At 67.1% G+C, this 15,530-nt stretch carries 15 protein-coding genes and 2 pseudogenes; 6 read left to right on the top strand and 11 right to left on the bottom strand.

All coding sequences use genetic code 11. From position 1 onward, the window contains the following. Positions 1–22: 22 nt before the first annotated feature. Positions 23–703: a hypothetical protein gene (locus AB0M80_RS28375; protein WP_364571048.1), complete on the bottom strand. Its 681-nt coding sequence runs from the start codon at positions 701–703 to the stop codon at positions 23–25. Here AB0M80_RS28375 and AB0M80_RS28380 point away from each other — a divergent pair. Together AB0M80_RS28380 and AB0M80_RS28385 are read left to right on the top strand one after the other, a co-directional pair. Beyond that, positions 693–1,530 (top strand): IS5 family transposase gene (locus AB0M80_RS28380; RefSeq protein WP_364571050.1). Its coding sequence is split into 2 segments (ribosomal slippage): positions 693–1,072 and positions 1,071–1,530, totalling 840 coding nucleotides; the frame shifts between segments, so codons are not numbered across the junction. The genes AB0M80_RS28375 and AB0M80_RS28380 overlap by 11 nt on opposite strands. 340 nt (positions 1,531–1,870) lie before the next feature. Further along, positions 1,871–2,365: a hypothetical protein gene (locus AB0M80_RS28385; protein WP_364571052.1), complete on the top strand. Its 495-nt coding sequence runs from the start codon at positions 1,871–1,873 to the stop codon at positions 2,363–2,365. Positions 2,366–2,413: 48 nt separating this feature from the next. On the opposite strand, the gene AB0M80_RS28390 is transcribed toward AB0M80_RS28385, so the two are convergent. The 7 genes and pseudogenes from AB0M80_RS28390 to AB0M80_RS28420 form a co-directional block, all read right to left on the bottom strand. Then, entirely contained in the window at positions 2,414–3,718 is a 1,305-nt protein-coding gene (locus tag AB0M80_RS28390; protein ID WP_364571054.1) for a hypothetical protein, read from the bottom strand. 41 nt (positions 3,719–3,759) lie between these two features. Then, positions 3,760–6,273, bottom strand: coding sequence for a hypothetical protein (locus AB0M80_RS28395; protein WP_364571056.1), 2,514 nt, complete (start codon positions 6,271–6,273; stop codon positions 3,760–3,762). Positions 6,274–6,309: 36 nt separating this feature from the next. After that, positions 6,310–6,969, bottom strand: coding sequence for a hypothetical protein (locus AB0M80_RS28400; protein ID WP_364571058.1), 660 nt, complete (start codon positions 6,967–6,969; stop codon positions 6,310–6,312). A gap of 12 nt (positions 6,970–6,981) precedes the next feature. Next, positions 6,982–7,380: a hypothetical protein gene (locus AB0M80_RS28405; protein WP_364571060.1), complete on the bottom strand. Its 399-nt coding sequence runs from the start codon at positions 7,378–7,380 to the stop codon at positions 6,982–6,984. Between the two features lie 201 nt (positions 7,381–7,581). Then, positions 7,582–7,863 (bottom strand): DUF6218 family protein, encoded by a 282-nt coding sequence (locus AB0M80_RS28410; protein WP_364571062.1) that lies wholly within the window; start codon positions 7,861–7,863, stop codon positions 7,582–7,584. 88 nt (positions 7,864–7,951) lie between these two features. Beyond that, positions 7,952–8,137 (bottom strand): annotated as a pseudogene (locus AB0M80_RS28415) (DUF6218 family protein); the annotation flags it as partial. Positions 8,138–8,233: 96 nt separating this feature from the next. Next, on the bottom strand, positions 8,234–8,536 hold the full coding sequence (locus AB0M80_RS28420; protein WP_364571063.1) for a hypothetical protein: 303 nt from the start codon (positions 8,534–8,536) through the stop codon (positions 8,234–8,236). A gap of 262 nt (positions 8,537–8,798) precedes the next feature. Here AB0M80_RS28420 and AB0M80_RS28425 point away from each other — a divergent pair, with 262 nt between their 5' ends. Then, positions 8,799–9,371, top strand: coding sequence for a hypothetical protein (locus tag AB0M80_RS28425; protein WP_364571065.1), 573 nt, complete (start codon positions 8,799–8,801; stop codon positions 9,369–9,371). A 505-nt stretch (positions 9,372–9,876) separates the two neighbouring features. Next, positions 9,877–11,219: pseudogene (locus tag AB0M80_RS28430) on the top strand (IS66 family transposase). A 486-nt stretch (positions 11,220–11,705) separates the two neighbouring features. Here the strand turns inward: AB0M80_RS28430 and AB0M80_RS28435 are convergent. Together AB0M80_RS28435 and AB0M80_RS28440 are read right to left on the bottom strand one after the other, a co-directional pair. Beyond that, a complete protein-coding gene (locus AB0M80_RS28435; RefSeq protein ID WP_364571067.1) occupies positions 11,706–12,686 on the bottom strand; it encodes an RluA family pseudouridine synthase in 981 nt (326 codons plus the stop codon). A 24-nt stretch (positions 12,687–12,710) separates the two neighbouring features. Further along, positions 12,711–13,109, bottom strand: coding sequence for a DUF5313 domain-containing protein (locus AB0M80_RS28440; protein WP_364571069.1), 399 nt, complete (start codon positions 13,107–13,109; stop codon positions 12,711–12,713). A 63-nt stretch (positions 13,110–13,172) separates the two neighbouring features. On the opposite strand from AB0M80_RS28440, the gene AB0M80_RS28445 reads away from it, so the two are divergent. Both AB0M80_RS28445 and AB0M80_RS28450 read left to right on the top strand, forming a co-directional pair. Next, on the top strand, positions 13,173–13,610 hold the full coding sequence (locus AB0M80_RS28445; RefSeq protein WP_364571071.1) for a MarR family transcriptional regulator: 438 nt from the start codon (positions 13,173–13,175) through the stop codon (positions 13,608–13,610). A 53-nt stretch (positions 13,611–13,663) separates the two neighbouring features. Beyond that, the gene (locus AB0M80_RS28450; protein WP_364571073.1) at positions 13,664–14,545 is read left to right on the top strand and encodes a TIGR03854 family LLM class F420-dependent oxidoreductase; all 882 of its coding nucleotides are present in this window, start codon (positions 13,664–13,666) and stop codon (positions 14,543–14,545) included. Positions 14,546–14,552: 7 nt separating this feature from the next. On the opposite strand, the gene AB0M80_RS28455 is transcribed toward AB0M80_RS28450, so the two are convergent. Next, complete coding sequence (locus AB0M80_RS28455) at positions 14,553–15,353, bottom strand: hypothetical protein (RefSeq protein ID WP_364571075.1); 801 nt, start codon at positions 15,351–15,353, stop codon at positions 14,553–14,555. Positions 15,354–15,530 lie beyond the last annotated feature (177 nt).

Here is a 15,530-nt window from a genome sequence, read left to right on the forward strand (position 1 = left end):
ACCGTCTCGTCGCGGAGTGTAGTCAAGTCCGGCCACAGCGTAGGCCGGCTTCCATGCGGTGAGGTTGTACTCCGGGCCGCTGATCATCCCGCTGGCAGCACGAGCGCCGAGGCGCTGAAGACCTTCGGGCCTGCGAATGAGCAGCCGTGCGGTAATCGGACGCCCTCCGGGTTCGAGCCAGGGCAGGGTGACTGTGACAGGCTCGAAGGAGTCCAAGTGCGCGTCGATTTCTTCCAGGACTCCGGCGCCGATCGGCCAGCCGGGTCTTCCCGTCCTTCGGTGGAGCGAACACGGGCGTGTTGCCGATCCAGCGGATCTGGCGCTGGATGTTGGCCACCATCTCCTCGCGATCGACGTCGTCCGGGCTGAACCCGAAGATCTCCATCTGCCGCAGGATTGTTTCGGTCTTCTCGACGGCTCGCAGCGACTTGTCGCCGGGAAACGGGAAGATGCCGTTATCGAGATGGCTGGTTACCGTCTGCCGAGTCGAGGCGTCCGCTGACTGGCCTTTGCGCCACTCGCGGGTGTAGGTGCGGAACAGTAACTCACCAGCCTTCGGGTCGACGTACTCGTTCGAGAGCACGTCGTGTTGCATCTTGGTGAGGAACGCTTTCGCGCGGGTCAGTTCCTTGTCAGGAAAAGACTTGGAGTTCCTAACAAAATGATCAACATGGTGGCGGTGGGTGTGCCTGATGTGGATCATATTCGGTCGTGAAGAGGGTGAGTCGCCGCCGTGGGTCGTCTGTGACGATCTGTGGGAGTGGATCGAGCCGTTGTTACCGGTGGTGCCGCGCCGGCCGCGCAACCCGGGCCGCAAACGGGTGCCGGACCGGCAGGTGCTGTGCGGCATCTTGTTCGTGCTGCACACCGGCATTCAATGGGAGTTCCTGCCCCAGGAACTGGGATTCGGCTCGGGTATGACCTGCTGGCGGCGGCTACGCGACTGGAACGAAGCTGGTGTGTGGTCCCGCCTGCACGAGGTGCTGCTGGCGGAGCTGCATTCGGCCGGGCAGCTTGACTGGGACCGAGCCGTCATCGACTCCTCGCACGTACGTGCCGCGCGTCGCGGCCCAAAGCGGTCCGAGCCCGGTCGACCGCGCCCGGCCGGGCTCCAAGCACCACGTCCTGACCGATGGCGGCGGTATCCCGCTGGCCGTCCTGCTCACCGGCGGAAACCGCAACGACATCACCGGGCTGGAACCGCTGCTGGACGCAGTTCCCCACGTGCGCGGCAGACGAGGTCGTCCCCGGCGACGCCCAAGGACGGTCTACGCCGACCGTGCCTACGACCACGACAAGTACCGCAGACGCCTGCGTGCCCGAGGAATCGCCACCCGGATCGCTCGCCGTGGCCAGCCCCATGGCTGCGGCCTAGGCACGATCCGATGGGTCGTAGAACGCACCATCGCTTGGTACCACGGCATGAAACGGCTACGCATCCGCTGGGAACGCCGCGACGACATCCACGAAGCCTTCCTCAGCCTCGCCACCTGCATCATCTGCTACAGGCACGTCCAACGATTCTGTTAGGAACCCTTAGCCCGACACCGCCGAACTTGGTTGCGGCAGTCTCTACCTTGCGAAGCGCGATCTGGAAGCTTCTCAGCGCCCGCCTCTCGCTGAGGATTCGGTCCTTGCGAGCTTCGAGCCCTGGCTTGGCCGCGTACTCGGCGAGCAGTGTCACCACGAGGGCCGTGCCGCGCTGATGAGCGGTGTCTGCCATGCATTCACCTGACGTCCTCCCGAGGTTGACGCTGACCGTACCAGGCAACGTTGAGTCAAAGCTCCAGGTCAAGTGGTCTTTTGCACTCTGAGTCGAGCTTAAGACGACGCACCTCTTCCGTCCGACGCATGAAACTGGGAGGCGTTCGTGTACGAGCTGCGGGTCCCCGCGAACTACTCGTTCGGCCAGCTGACCAACCCGGCGGCCATTTCGGACACCACGATGGTGTCGACGGACTTCGCGTCGCTCCCATCAGGACTTCCTACCAGCCTCTACATCCCAATCACACTCCAGGACCCGGCGAACAACAACTTTGAGATCGTGTCGGCGACCGCGCACACCGGCGCGTCGAACACCATTTCCGTCGTCCGAGGCCGCGAAGGATCGACGTCCCGCGCATGGCCCGCATCGACGCTGTGGGCCTGCGCCCCGACTGGCGCCGCGATCGGCGGGCCGCAGCTACCATCAGGTGCTCGACGATTACGTTCAGCATTACAACGTCGGCCGCAGCCACCAAGGCCACGACGTCGGGCGTGCGCCGACGATGACCCCAACGTGATCCCCCTTGCCCACCGCTTTCGCCGGATCATGCCCCGACAACGCCTGGGAGGACTGCTCAGCGAGTGCTATCCCGCCGCGTGAAACCCCAGCTCACAGTCGGCGACGGGGTTTTCGACCAGGGCAGCCCGGTCAGGTGACGACAAGGGAGTAGCCGCCGATGAGCCGGCCGTCGAGCTCTGTCGCGGTGAAGCGGAGCAGGTGCTGGGATCGCGACGGGCCACCCATGGCCGAAGCGATGTTGGCGGCCTGCAGGTTGTCGATGTCGAGCAGCGTCCTCAGTGCGTCAGGGACCGCCCGGACGAGGGGCAGCCGAGTCGCTGCTCCCACCAGGTCTATGTCTTCTCTCGGCAAGTTACGGATCAAGCCCGGGAGCGCAGGGATGTCAGTGAACGGATCCGGTGCTTCCCGTTCGGCCAGTAGGGCGGCAAGGAGATCGCTGCGCACGATGATCGTGCGGTCGACCTCGACGCGGACGATGGTGAGGATGTGCTGCTCCAGTTCGGTCCGGGCACCTTGGCGCAGGTCGTCGAAGGGGACTGGCGTGACCGGTGTCGGGAATGGGTCGCCTTGCGGTGGCACGATCGTCAGCCTGCCGCCGGCGATCGCGTTCAGCAGCGGCCCGGCCGCGGGGCCGCCATGGGTGAGGTGGAGTGCGCTGAGCCGCGGCAGGTTGTCGCCGAGCGTCCAGAGCAGCGGGCCGGCATCCTGGTGCCCGGCCAGGACTGTCAGGTTGCGCTGCCCGAAGTGCCGGTCGTTGTTGCAGTCCCACTGCCCGCTCCACTGGTCCGCGGGACAGGACACGGTCGCCACCAGGCATTCGTGCCCGCTGATGTCGGCGGGAATGGACCACGGCCGGTCGAGTTCGACGAGACGCTGCGAGTCCGGCCGCGTCCGGTTGTCGAGATCCACCATGGCGCCGCCGACGAGCGTCGGCTCGTAGCCCTGCTGACCCTGGTTCGCTTGCCCGAAGAAGCCGGGCTGCACCCACCACGCCCGGACGTGGACACCGACGGCAGGGAGCAAGCCGAGGTTCCACACCCGGACGAAGAGACGATAGCTCCGGCCGGCTGTGGGTGAGGCCACGAGCCGGCCGGGATCGAACGGGCCGGTCCAGGCCGCGTCGATGAGCAGGATGTCCGGAGACTCCCAGCACGCGACGGGCGGCCACAGCGGCCGCTGACCGCGGTCACCCGGCGAGAACGCCCGGATCAGCAGGAACGGCAGCACGTCTTCGCGGCGTGGCCGGTGCCGTTGGGCAAGCCTGCCGTAGACATTTCGCCAGTGGTCGGCTCTGGTGTCGTCCGGTCGCCAGCCGGGATCCGGGTCGGGACCGGGGTCAGGGGGATGTCCGCCGCCGACTGTGCGGGTGGGGTCTTCCCCGCGCTGGTCGGATGCCGGGGGCTCGGTGTCGTCTGGTTGCCGGTCGTCGGTCATGGCCGGCCCGGACCTTCCGGTGGTGTGTGCCATGGTCGGGTTCATCCCCTCCGGCCCAAGCCGAGGTCATCGATCCGCTCCTTGCCCGGCAGCCGGTGTCGCCAGCCCGTGCCGTCGAACGGCTCGTGCGGCGGACCGGGCATGCCACAGGGATCTTCGTCGTCGGCCGGCGGTTGTTCGACGCCGTGACCGAGGTAGTGGACCTTCAGGTCCAGTCGCGGGTCGTACCACTGACTGTCCAGCGGCGTCGTCCCATCCGGCTGGAGCCGGTGTGGGTTGTCGTGGTCGGCATGGAAGAACTGTGGAGGCGTGCACGGCTGGCGGTAGGAAAAGGTGCTCTGGGGTGTGGCAGTCAAGAGCGGGAAGCAGACCCATTCGCCGGCGGCGCCGGCGTGGTGGCGGTCCCAGCCCCAGCACAACCAGGCGTACCCGCGGTCGGAGTCGAGATTGAAGTCCGGGACCCGGAACTCGGGTGACTGATCCGTGGCCATCCTGCCGATGAGGTAGAGGCCGTAGTCGACCGGGCCACCGAGGTGCAGGTCGTCGGGCAGCAAGGCGTCGAGCGCGGCAAAGGTCTCCGCCGGAGTCTTGCAGTCCTCGAGCCGGTTGCGCGCAGCCGTACTTCCCCGAGGGCCGGGCAGCAGGACCGTCGAGCCGTCTCCGGCGACGAACGGGCCGACATGGGCCGGCGCGCCTTCCTGGGGAACACCTTTGCCGGCTTGACCGGTCAGAGGATACCGCCACGGCGCGATCCACTCGGTGGGCTTGAACACGGCGATTCCGTCGCCCGCATACCGAAGCGGGCGGGTGAGTCCCAGCATGCCCGGAAGGTCGACGGCGCTGACGTCCGCGGGCTGGTCCCGTACGATGCCGCGAGGATAGGCGGGATCGAGTCCGAAACCGGACGTCGCTGTCTCGCGCCCGGACGGCTCGGTCACCCGGAACGTCGCCGCACCGTCACCCAGCGGGCTGTCGAGAGCCGCGGCCACGTCGTACGTTCCGGAGGCCGAGCCGAGTGTGGTCAGGCCGAGGTCGACCTCCTCCGGCTTGGGCGTCAGGAAGCCCGACATGACAAGTGCTCGCCGGGCCAGGACGTACAGGTTCCAAGCCGGGACCACAACGGCCCAGTAGAGCACTTCACGAACCGGGAAGGTGAGGACGTCGACGATCAGGCCAGGCAGCACGGTGACCAGCCACTCGATGATCTGCGCGAGGTAGACCACCCACGCGAAGATGGCCAGCACCAAGTCGAGCAGGCTGAACGAGTCGTCGTCATCGACGTCGGCACCGCGCGCCGGGTCGTCGTCGACACCGTATCCGCCACCGCCGGGCGGCGTGGGGAACGAATGGTTGGTGAACACCGACGGCGGCGCCGGGCGGCGCGGACTCAGACCGTCGCTTCCGGTGACCTTCAAATAGGCGTAGACGAGCGTCCACATCTGGTTCAGCGCATCACTGTTCGGCCGCCCGTCGGGAGTGCCCGACGCATCTGCGGCGGAGAACTGCGGATCTTGCGTCAGGATCTTCGGGCCGTCCGGGTACACCTCGGCCATCGCATCGAGCAGAGCGGCGACAAGGGACTCGGGGAGTTCGCCCGAATCCAGATCGAACAGAGCGCGCCGCGCCGCCGCGGGCGTGGCGCCGTCGGAGGTGTCGTAGGCTGGGAATCCGGCGAAGTAGTCATAGGCAGGTGCGTCTTCGCGCATGTCGTACGGCTGATCGTGCCGCGCGCGGAACGCGACGTAGAAGTGCAGGGCACTGGTGCCCCGCTCGCCGTAGCACGGTCCTGGGTTGCGTGCCGAGTAGTTCTCGCTGTCCATGTGGTTTTCGACCAGATGGTGACGCTGCCAGTGATCACGGTACGGTCCGCCGGCTTTGGCGTTGGTGAACGGGTGGCCCGTCACGTCGGTCGCGCAGTGACTCATCCACCCGACCGCGAAGGCAGTCCGGGCGTCGGCGTCCAGCCGTTCCGCGTCGGTGGTGGCCGCGGCGCGTGCCTGCTCGGCTTGGCGGAACAGCGTGTAGGGGAATTGGTAGGTGTGGCGGTAGTGGAACATGTCCGACCAGTAGAAAGCGTCGTTGCCGTACCCCTGGGGTACCCCGGAGGTGAGCAGCCCGAACCAGTCGCCCATCCGGGCGAGCAGTCCCTCGAATGCGGACGTGACGGCAGCCGACAGTTCGTCGAGGATCGCGCCGAGCTGGTTCGACAACCCTCCGGTGAGCTGGCTGGTGAGCTGGGCATCGTTCGTCTGGATCGGATCGATCCACTTCTCCCACTTGGCGACGAACTGCGCGTCGAGCACGGCCCACACGTCGACCACCCAGCGGATCACCTGACGGATCACGCAGCCTGTGGTGTTCGCGAAGTCCGGCAGGAGATAGAACAGGTCCGGACCCAGCGACCCGAGCGCAAGGTAGTTGCGCCAGGTATGGCACGTCTCGCCGAGGGCCTGCGAATCGGCGAGGTCGAGGGGGAACCCCGGCGGAATGTCACCGTCGCGCAGTCGTTGAGCCGTTTGTTTCGCAGCTTCCAGATGGACGTACCAACCGGGCATCACGCCCTCCTCGTCGCCGGTGCTCTCCGTGGGACATCACTCACGAAGCCAGTTGAACGTCACGCGTGTGCCACCGGCGAGGCGCTCAAGTCCGCCGAGAACGTAGGTCGTGCTGACCAGGCCGGCCGTCTTGGCTTTGCGGAAGGACAGCCGCTGGCCGTTGCGCACCTGATGCGTCCAGAGTCCGACCGTGTCTTCGAAGCGGCGCGCGCCGCCCCATACGGCTCCCGTGTGGATGTTCCACGAGCTGCCGGTCTCGCCGTCCGGAACGTTGATCTCCTTCCACCACCACAGCGTGCTGGCGATCCGGAACTCGACGACCTCGGCAGGCACCGTGCCCGGTCGGATGTCGGCCCGAATGACATCGCCGTCGTCGAGCAGGGAGCCGTTCTCCAGTTCCGCCCACGCGAGAGCGTATGGCCATTGATGGCTCAGGCCCACGTAAACGAGATTGACTGTGGGAGTGTCCGGTTGTACCGGTGGCCCGGTGCTGGTGGTGACGGTGTAATAGTGCGGTGAGGAGACTTCGATCGTTTCGTAAGGGCGCAGCGAATCCAGGAACGTGTAGACGGTGGCGCCCACGGGGTCGACGCGCGGGGGACCGTCCGGCAGGACGGCCGGGCCTCCCGGTCGATTGAACCTCGCGCCGGGCGCCGGGGTGACGGCGCCGAACCACTTCACCCGGAATGCTTGCACGGCTGATTCCTCTCACTCCCCGGCAGGCGCAGTCGGCGTATGCTCCACTCGCGGTCGCGCCAGCGGACCGCCTTCGGTCACGAACAGCGTGGAATCGCCGGGATGCCCTCTTTCGGTCGTGTCGGGCAGCGGAGTTCGGGCGGACGACGGGTGGCGCTGGAGCTCCAGGAGCTTGGCGACCAGATCCGCCTTGGATGCGAGTGGGAAATAGAACGCGGGAGCCAGGCGGAGAGCTTCGAGTGAAACAGTCCTTTGCGGACGCTCGCCTGCGTTTGCGAAAAGGGTCGCTAGTGAGTCGATGGGGTAGGTCAGGAAATCAAGGGAGCGGACGTCGTCGACGAGATCACGGATAGCTGGAAATTGATCAAGTATGACGTTGAGAGTATCCAGGTCATCTGCGTCGTATGTCATTTGTCCTCCAGCGGATGACGGGGAGGCGTGTACTCAGTCTCCTCTGACGGTACGGGCTGTCAAGCGGCGAAAGGGTTCATTCTGCAAAGATTCATGAGGTGCATCTGGTGGTCACTGTTGCGCGAAGTTGGTGCATTTCACACGATGTGAGATGCGACCGTGTATGCAATTTGCAATTGTAGACGGTTCTGCGCGGGACGATCATGCTTCTCTCCGCGGTTTGGCAAGGCGTCCGTACGGGGCGGCATGTGATCCACAACCGAGATCGCCACTCAGCTCGGGATCCCCGTGCTCAGCTCGCACGTAGCGGCGCCGGTTCTTCACCTGCTCGGTTTCCGCCCGGACGGACACCAGCCATCTCAGCGTGCGGGCGATCGACAGGACTTCGGACACCACGAGCGTGCCGGGTGCCGCCGAGATACGGGCAACATGCTGCAGTGAAGTGAAGTCCTGGACCTCGCTGTCGTCGGCTTCGACGTCCACTTTCGCCGTCGTGGTCAGGCGCTCGAGCCAGGCTTGCAGCTCCTGCGGGTGAACGGCCGCGATCGCCCGCCGCTCGATGAAGGGTCAGGAGTCGTCGGGCGACCTCTTCGGAGCTGAACGCTTCGCCAGCGGGGACGATCCAGGCACCCGTCGGCTCGCCGACCGGGCTGACGTGCCAGGTCGTCACGGACTCGACGTCGTCGTTGCCGCTCCCTACCCACAGCACGGCGCTCCCCGGCGCCCACAACACCGCCAGTTCCTCGATCGGTTCCACCTCAGCCAGGTCTGTCGCCGACGGCAGTGCGCGCCGGTGTCGCGGGCGATCTGGCTGGCGACCGCCAGGGCCTGCAGCGGGGGCTAGGAACGCCAGCTAGACCGGGAACTCGTCGGCGCCGCCGGCGGCGGAGGACTTCCGGCCCCTTTCGCCCGCTTCACTGCCGAAGCACAGTGGAATGGTGCCGAACACGCGGAAACCGTCGGGCCGTACCGACGGATGCCGTCGTAGGATAGCCTGTTGCTGCACCTGGAACGGCACGAAAACCTGATGGTCGTCACCCTCGGTGTGAGCTCGAAGCGGCTTCTCCGACGGCACCGCGCAGGAGTTCGACCTGCTGGTCGCGTTCCCACCGTTCGTCGCCGCCCAGCGCTCGAGGACCTTCCGGCCGACGACCACGGATTCCTCGTCTGCGAGGAGAGCAAGTGGGAAGTGCTCACGAGCCCGGGTGTCTACGCGCAAGATCGTCCGCTGCCTCGGTGAGGTCCGTGGCCGCCGCGTATCCGGTAAGCTGGCGCCTCGTCAAGCAAGGCTGGCATGGACATCCGGACTGCGCGGGCGGTCATCCATGCGAGCGTTGAGACCGACGCGCGCATCGCCCAAAAGGGTGGTAGTTTGGTCCTGGTGACACGTCTTCCATGGCGAAGGCGACATGTAAGGCATGACGGAAGAAGTTGAATCTCCTGAGCCGTCGTCGGAAGTAAAACGTCCAGCCGACGGGCCGTTGGCGGAATTCGCGGCGCTGCGAAGCGAAATTTTGACTCGTGACGTCAATACAATTCGCTTGCTGACATTCGAGCTGACGATAACGAGCGCAGTATTCGCATTCGCGCTCGCCAATGATCGCCAGCGGACGCTTCTGCTTGCCGTACCCACTCTCGCTTACGTAATCTCCGGCAGATATCTCGCGCAAATGCGAGCTGTTCAGCAAGCGGCTGAATATATCGCGAAATCGCTTGACTGCTCGGTTCCCGGAGGGTTGAAGTGGGAGGAATGGCTGGATGGCGACAAGATGACGCGACAAAGCCGTATGCTTGGGTGGATGATTCCACTCCTGCTCGCCTTCCCTGGAGTCGGCGTGGTCGCGCTCTTGATGTGTTTCGACCAGGCTTTTAGGTCGGGCGGCTTGCTGACCCGGGGATTATGGCTGGCGGATGTCGTATTTGTCTCAATATCGGTTTCTTTGTTGTGGGTGACGAAGACGACTGGAGAGCGGAAGAAGACCAGCGACTGACCGGCATCGCGGCCATGTTGGGCGCCTCTTGCGGCAAGGCGTGCCGCGGACCGCTAGTCATTGGTGCCCGACGGATAGCCCAGCGCCGCCTCGACGAGAAATCCCAGGGCGACAACTCGGTGGAATCAGCCGGTGCGGTTCTATCGCCGCTTCGATCAGTGTCCAGACCATTGTCGGGCTGAACCGTGTAGCTCGACCAGTCTGGGTGCCTTGGCGAAGTGCTGGATCACCTTTTCACTGGCGTCCGTTCGGACGGCGGTGGCAACGGTCGCGTCGACGCGATGTGGTCTTGGGTCCTCTATACCGCGGCAGACGCTGGCGTGAACCGGCTGGCATTCGGCAGCCATGCAGCCCTATGATCTCTGGCATGAACACGCATCCCGCGCAGGGAGTAACTGTTCAGGCCGTTTTCGGGCTGTGAGCGGGACTGTGGGATGATCTTGTTGTGGGGGAAGGTGTTCGTTCGTCGTGTGACGAGCTGGCCGCGCTGGTCGCAGCGCAGGCCGTGGAGCTCTCGCGTGCACGGGAGGAGATCACCGCGCTGCGGGCCGAAGTCGCGGCACTCAAACGCCGGTTGGGCACGAACTCGGGCAACTCCTCGATGCCGCCATCGTGGGACCGGTTCAGCAAACCCGCCCCGAAGTCGCTGCGCGGCAAGACCGGACGCAAGCAGGGCAAGCAGCCTGGCGCGCCCGGTGCGCACCTGTCACTGGTGGAGAACCCGGACACGATCGTCGACCACACACCGTCGGCGTGCGCGGGATGCGGCGCGGGTCTGCGCCGCACCGACCGTGCCGGGGTGATCCGCCGCCAGGTCGTGGACCTGCCACCGGTGCGCCCGTCGGTGACCGAGCACCGCCTGCACCGGCTGCGGTGCGGAGGTTGCCGCCGGGTCACGACTGCACCCGGCCCGGCCGAGGCGACCGCGCCCGCGTGTTATGGACCGAACGTGACCGGGTTGGCGGTCTATCTGCTGACCTACCAGCACATCCCGGTAGCCAGGACAGCGCAGCTGCTGCAGGACCTGCTGGGACTGCCGGTGTCGACCGGCTGGGTCTCCGGTGTCCTCACCCCGGTCGCCACCAGCCTCGACGAGTTCGCCGAGCGGGTCGAGCAGGCGCTGGGGCAGCGCCGGTGGCACACTTCGACGAGACCGGCATCCGGGTCGAAGGAAAGAACTGGTGGCTGCACGTGGCCTGCACGTCCCACCTCACCGCGTATCTGCCGCACCGCCAGCGTGGCGGTGAGGCGATGGACGACTTCGGGATCCTCACCCGGTTCCGCGGTGTCGCGGTCCACGACGGCCTCATGTCCTACCAAGACTTCGGGCGCAAACACGCCCATCATCTGCGCGAACTGGTCGCGGCCGGTGAGGCTTTTCCGGAGCACACCTGGCCCAGGATCGCCATGAAGACTCTCGAAAAGCTCAACACTGCTGCTCATATGGCACGAGACGCCGGCCTGGCCACGATCCCCGCCCACATCGTTGATCCGTTGATCTCCAGGTTCGTCCGCACGATCAACGTCGGCCTGCTGCTCCCACCGGATCGGGGTCGCAAGCAAAGCAAGACACGGAACCTGCTGGTGCGCCTGCGCGACTGCCAGCAGCAAGTGCTGCTGTTCGCCCGCGACCTGACTGTCCCGTTCACCAACAACCAAGCCGAACGCGACCTGCGCATGATCAAAGCACAGCTGAAGATTTCCGGCGGCTGGCGCACCCAACATGGTGCCCAGGCGTGGTCCCCCTTTGAACAAGGAGACGTGGGAAATCTTCCGCGCGGAGGCGGGTCAATCAAGCTACAGGTCAGTGGCAAACTTCAGGGTGGGGTCCTCGGACACTTACCATAGCCCCACCTGTGTGGATCGAGATTAGCCTCGATCCGCACATGTCGTTTACCGAGGTGGTAGGTGGCCTGTTGCACCCGGAGGCGAGCGAGCGGGACCTCGCGCTGTGACTGGATCGCCAGCAGCGGCAGCAGTGCTCGGTGGTCGCGATTGGCGAGATCGACCGGGCTGCCTGTCTTGGGCAGCTACAGCTGGATGCCGCGCCGGGTGCACCAGGCGTAGAGGGTGGCGAACTGGGCACCGGTGAAGGCGCGTTCGTATTTGCCAACGACAATCGCGTCAAGCATTCGCGTCGGTCTGGCGACCTCGGCCATAAGACGGGGGAGGGCTGTCATCGGGCCGTATGCGCATAGGAGCGGCAGGGAGCCAGGCCGTCTACAGGCCGTCACGCGTGCGGCCCGGATCAACCTCAGTCGGCCCCAACCGGCCGGAAAGCCCAGGTCAGGCCCTGTCTGACCGCAAAACGATGCCAGCTCGGGAAACGATGTCCTAAGTTCTGGCACAAGCGACACCGCCGGCGGCGTTCCCGGGGCACGCCGGGGGCGCCGCCCAGGCGTCGGGGTCGTCCCAGGCGGACAGGTGCAGCCCGCTCGTGAAGTGGCGGTGCGCACCGGTCAGCGGGTCGTCGAAGTCGAGGACCTTGGCCAGCAGTTGCAACGGTTTCGTGAAGTCGCCCAGGGACTTTTCCCGCAGCACCGGGTAGAAGTCGTCGCCGAGGATCGGGACGCCGAGGCCGCTCAGGTGCACCCTCAGCTGGTGGGTCCGGCCGGTCGCCGGGACCAGCCGGTACCGGGCCAGTCCGTCGCGGTGTTCGAGCAGGTCGACGTAGGTCTCGGCGTTCGGCTCTCCCGGCACCTCCTGGGCGGCCAGCACTCCGCGTTCCTTGACGATCCGGCTCCGGACGGTCCGGGGGAGCGTGAGCGCCGGGTCGTACGGCGCGATCGCTTCGTACTCCTTGTGCACCCGGCGGTCGCGGAACAGCGTCTGGTAGCGGCCGCGCACGCCGGGCGTGATCACGAACATCACCAGCCCCGCGGTGACGCGGTCCAGGCGGTGTGCGGGGGACAGGTGCGGCAGGCCGAGGTCGCGGCGCAGCCGCACGAGCGCGGTCTCCAGGATGTGCTGCCCGCGCGGGATGGTCGCCAGGAAGTGCGGCTTGTCGACGACCAGCAGGTGCTCGTCGTGGTGCACCACGTCGATCGCGAACGGCACCGGCACCTCGTCCGGCAGGTCGCGGTGGAACCAGATGAACGAACCGGGCGCGTAGGGCGTGTCGACGCCGAGCGGGCCGTCGGTGCCGTGGATGCGTTCTTCGCGCAGCATCTGCTCGATGCGATCCGGCGCGACGCGCGGCAGCCGGTCGACGAGGTGCGCCAGCAGGGTCGGCCACTCGCCGTCGGTGGGCAGTTTGAGCCGGGCGGGCTCCAGCCCGTGGCGGGGCGGGATCGGCGGGCGGAGCTTGCGTCTCATCGTCCCCCGACTGTAACAACCCCACTACGGCTGACCCTCCGACGACGTCCGGTAGCGCGCGAGGTAGCGGGCGGTGACGTCGGCGTTCTTCGCTTCGGCCGCTTCGGCGCGGATGCGGCGTCCGGTGTGGTGGGGGAAGCCCTGCCGGCCGAGCCGGTGCTCGATGCTCTCTTCCATGTACGCGCACGAGTAGAAGTACGCGACGAGGGCTGCCATCAGGACCAGCGAGAGCCGCAGCCAGATCGAGCCCGGCAGCAGCAGCCACACCGCGCACAGCGGCACGATGCCGACCGACCGCTGGAGCACGTACCGGGCCCGCCAGTGCTTCGACGTCGCGTCGTGCAACGCCCAGTCGTTGAAGCGCTCGGGCAGCCGCACCCCGAGGGCGTAACCGGCCCAGCGGAGCACATTCGGTCGTTCCATGCGATCGATAGTACGCTAATACTTAGCGTGCTAACCATTAAGGTGAGACAGGAGGATCGGGACATGATCGACCTGGGCGAGGATCCCCTGAAGCTGGACCGGCAGGTGTGCTTCGCGCTGTCGGTGGCTTCGCGCAGCGTGATCGCGATCTACCGGCCGCTGCTCGAGCCGTACGGCCTGACCCACCCGCAGTACCTGGTGATGCTCGCGCTGTGGGAGCGTTCGCCGCGTTCGGTGAAGGACCTCGGCACGGCGCTGCGCCACGACCCCGCGACGCTTTCGCCGCTGCTCAAGCGGCTCGAGGCGCTCGGCTACGTCACCCGCACCCGCAGCCGTTCGGACGAACGCCGGTTGACGGTCGAGCTGACCGAGTCCGGCACGGCCCTGCGGGCCGAGGCGGAGAAGATCCCGTACAAGGTGGTCGAGACGCTCGGCATGGAGGTCTCCGAGCTGGAGGCGTTGCACGGCGTGCTGAGCCGGGTCATCGACGCGACGGCCTGAGGAATTCCCGGCCGCCCGGCGCGTTGCTCCCGGAGAGCCTTCCGGGAGGAACCGTGCTGAAGATCAGGTTGGGCGTCGCACCCGCGGCCGGCACCGGGCCGGCGGAATTCGCCGGGCTGGCGCAGCGGCTGGAGGAAGCCGGCGTCGACTCGCTCTGGCTGTCCGAGCTGGTCTACTCGCCTGAAGTCGACCCGATGATCGGCATGGCGCACGCGCTGGCGCGGACGTCGAAGCTGAAGGTCGGCACCGGGGTCGCGATCCTGCCGGGCCGGCACCCGGTCCTGGTGGCCAAGCAGCTGCTCACCCTGGCCGGCCTCGCGCCCAAGCGGGTGCTGCCGGTGTTCGGCCTCCGCCCGGCCCGCGCGGCGGAGCACGACCTGTTCCCGGTACCGCCGGGCCGCCGCGCCGCGGTGTTCGACGAGTCGCTCGTCCTGCTGCGGCGGTTGCTGGAGGAGGACGAAGTGTCCTTCCACGGCGAGTTCTTCCACCTCGACGGCGTCCGCCTCGGCCCGCGTCCCGCGAAGCGCCTGGACGTCTGGCTGGGCGGAGCGGCCCCGGCGGCCCTGCGCCGGACGGGCCGCCTCGCCGACGGCTGGCTGGGCAGTTTCCACACGCCGGCCCAGGCGCGGGCCGCCCGCGTCGCCATCCAGCAAGCCGCGGCGGCAGCCGGGCGCGAGATCGAGGAGGACCACTTCGGGCTGAGCCTGGCGGTGGCGGACAAGGGACTGCCGGCCGAGCTCGCGGCGGCCGCGGCCCGCCGTCGTCCCGGCGTGCCGGTGACCGACCTGGTGGCGACGAGCTGGGCGGAGGCCCGGCGGCTGGTGGAGCAGCACATCGAGGCCGGGCTGTCGAAGTTCGTCATCCGGCCCGCGCACGCCGATTTCGCGGGGTTCCTGGAGAACTTCCAGGCGGAACTGGTGCCGCTGCAGAACTAGGGGCTCCTCACCCGTGGTGGAGGCCGCCGTGCACCTGGCCGATCTGGAACGCGGTCCCGTTCACCGGTCCGCTGATGACGTTGGTCGTGCTGCCCGGCGGTGGCGGCGGGATCTGGGCCTTGGCCTCGGCCAGCTCCTCCGCGTAGTCGCCGCCGGCCCCGTAGCGCAGCAGGTCGCCGCTCGGATTCGGGATGTACAGGTAGACGGTGCCGCGGTATTCCTTGAGCTGCACCTGCGCCGGCACGACCTTCGTCGAAGGCAGTTTCGCGTATCCGCTGGCCAGCACATCTTCGAAAACGCGCTGGGACAGCGCCACCGCGAGGAACGTCTGGTCGGGGTCCGAGCGCTCCAGCACCGCGCGCACCGGGGCGGCGTCGAGCAGCCGGTGCGTGGTGATCACGGCACTGCCGATGGCGGCCGCCGAGGTGGTACCCGGAGCGGGCTCGAGGATCGGGCCGACGTTCAAGCTGGCCCGCATCCGCAGACGAACCGACCGCGCGGCCGACCGCAGGCGCGCGTCCCGCTCGGCGAGCACGGTCTGCAATTCGTCGAAGAACCTGGTCACCACGGCGGGCAGGAAGCGCGGGTCGAAGCCGAGGCCGTAGCCGTCACCGGTGCCGTGCGGGAACAGGGCGGTTTCCCAGACGTCGCGCAGCCCGGCGCGCTCGAAAGCCTGGGAAAGCACGTCCGGGATCGCGGCGGACAGCACCGCCTGGGTGGCGTCGGGATTGCTGCCGAAGCCTTTGGTGTCGACCACCAGCAGGGCACGGTAGGGCGGGAGTTCGGCGAGCACGTCGTCGACGGACACGGTCGGGCCTTCCTGATCGCTGGTGGCCCTTCGATTCTGACGGACCGGCGAGGGATGCCCAAGTCACGGCAGCGGCCGGCACCGGCGGCGAACCCCATGAGTGACGTGTAGTCACCCAGCAGGTAGTCGGTGACGGCGCCACGCCAGTCGGTGCGAGAGCGAGCACGCCGAGGACGT

Source organism: Amycolatopsis sp. NPDC051045 (assembly GCF_040682955.1).
In the GTDB taxonomy this organism is placed as follows: domain Bacteria; phylum Actinomycetota; class Actinomycetes; order Mycobacteriales; family Pseudonocardiaceae; genus Amycolatopsis.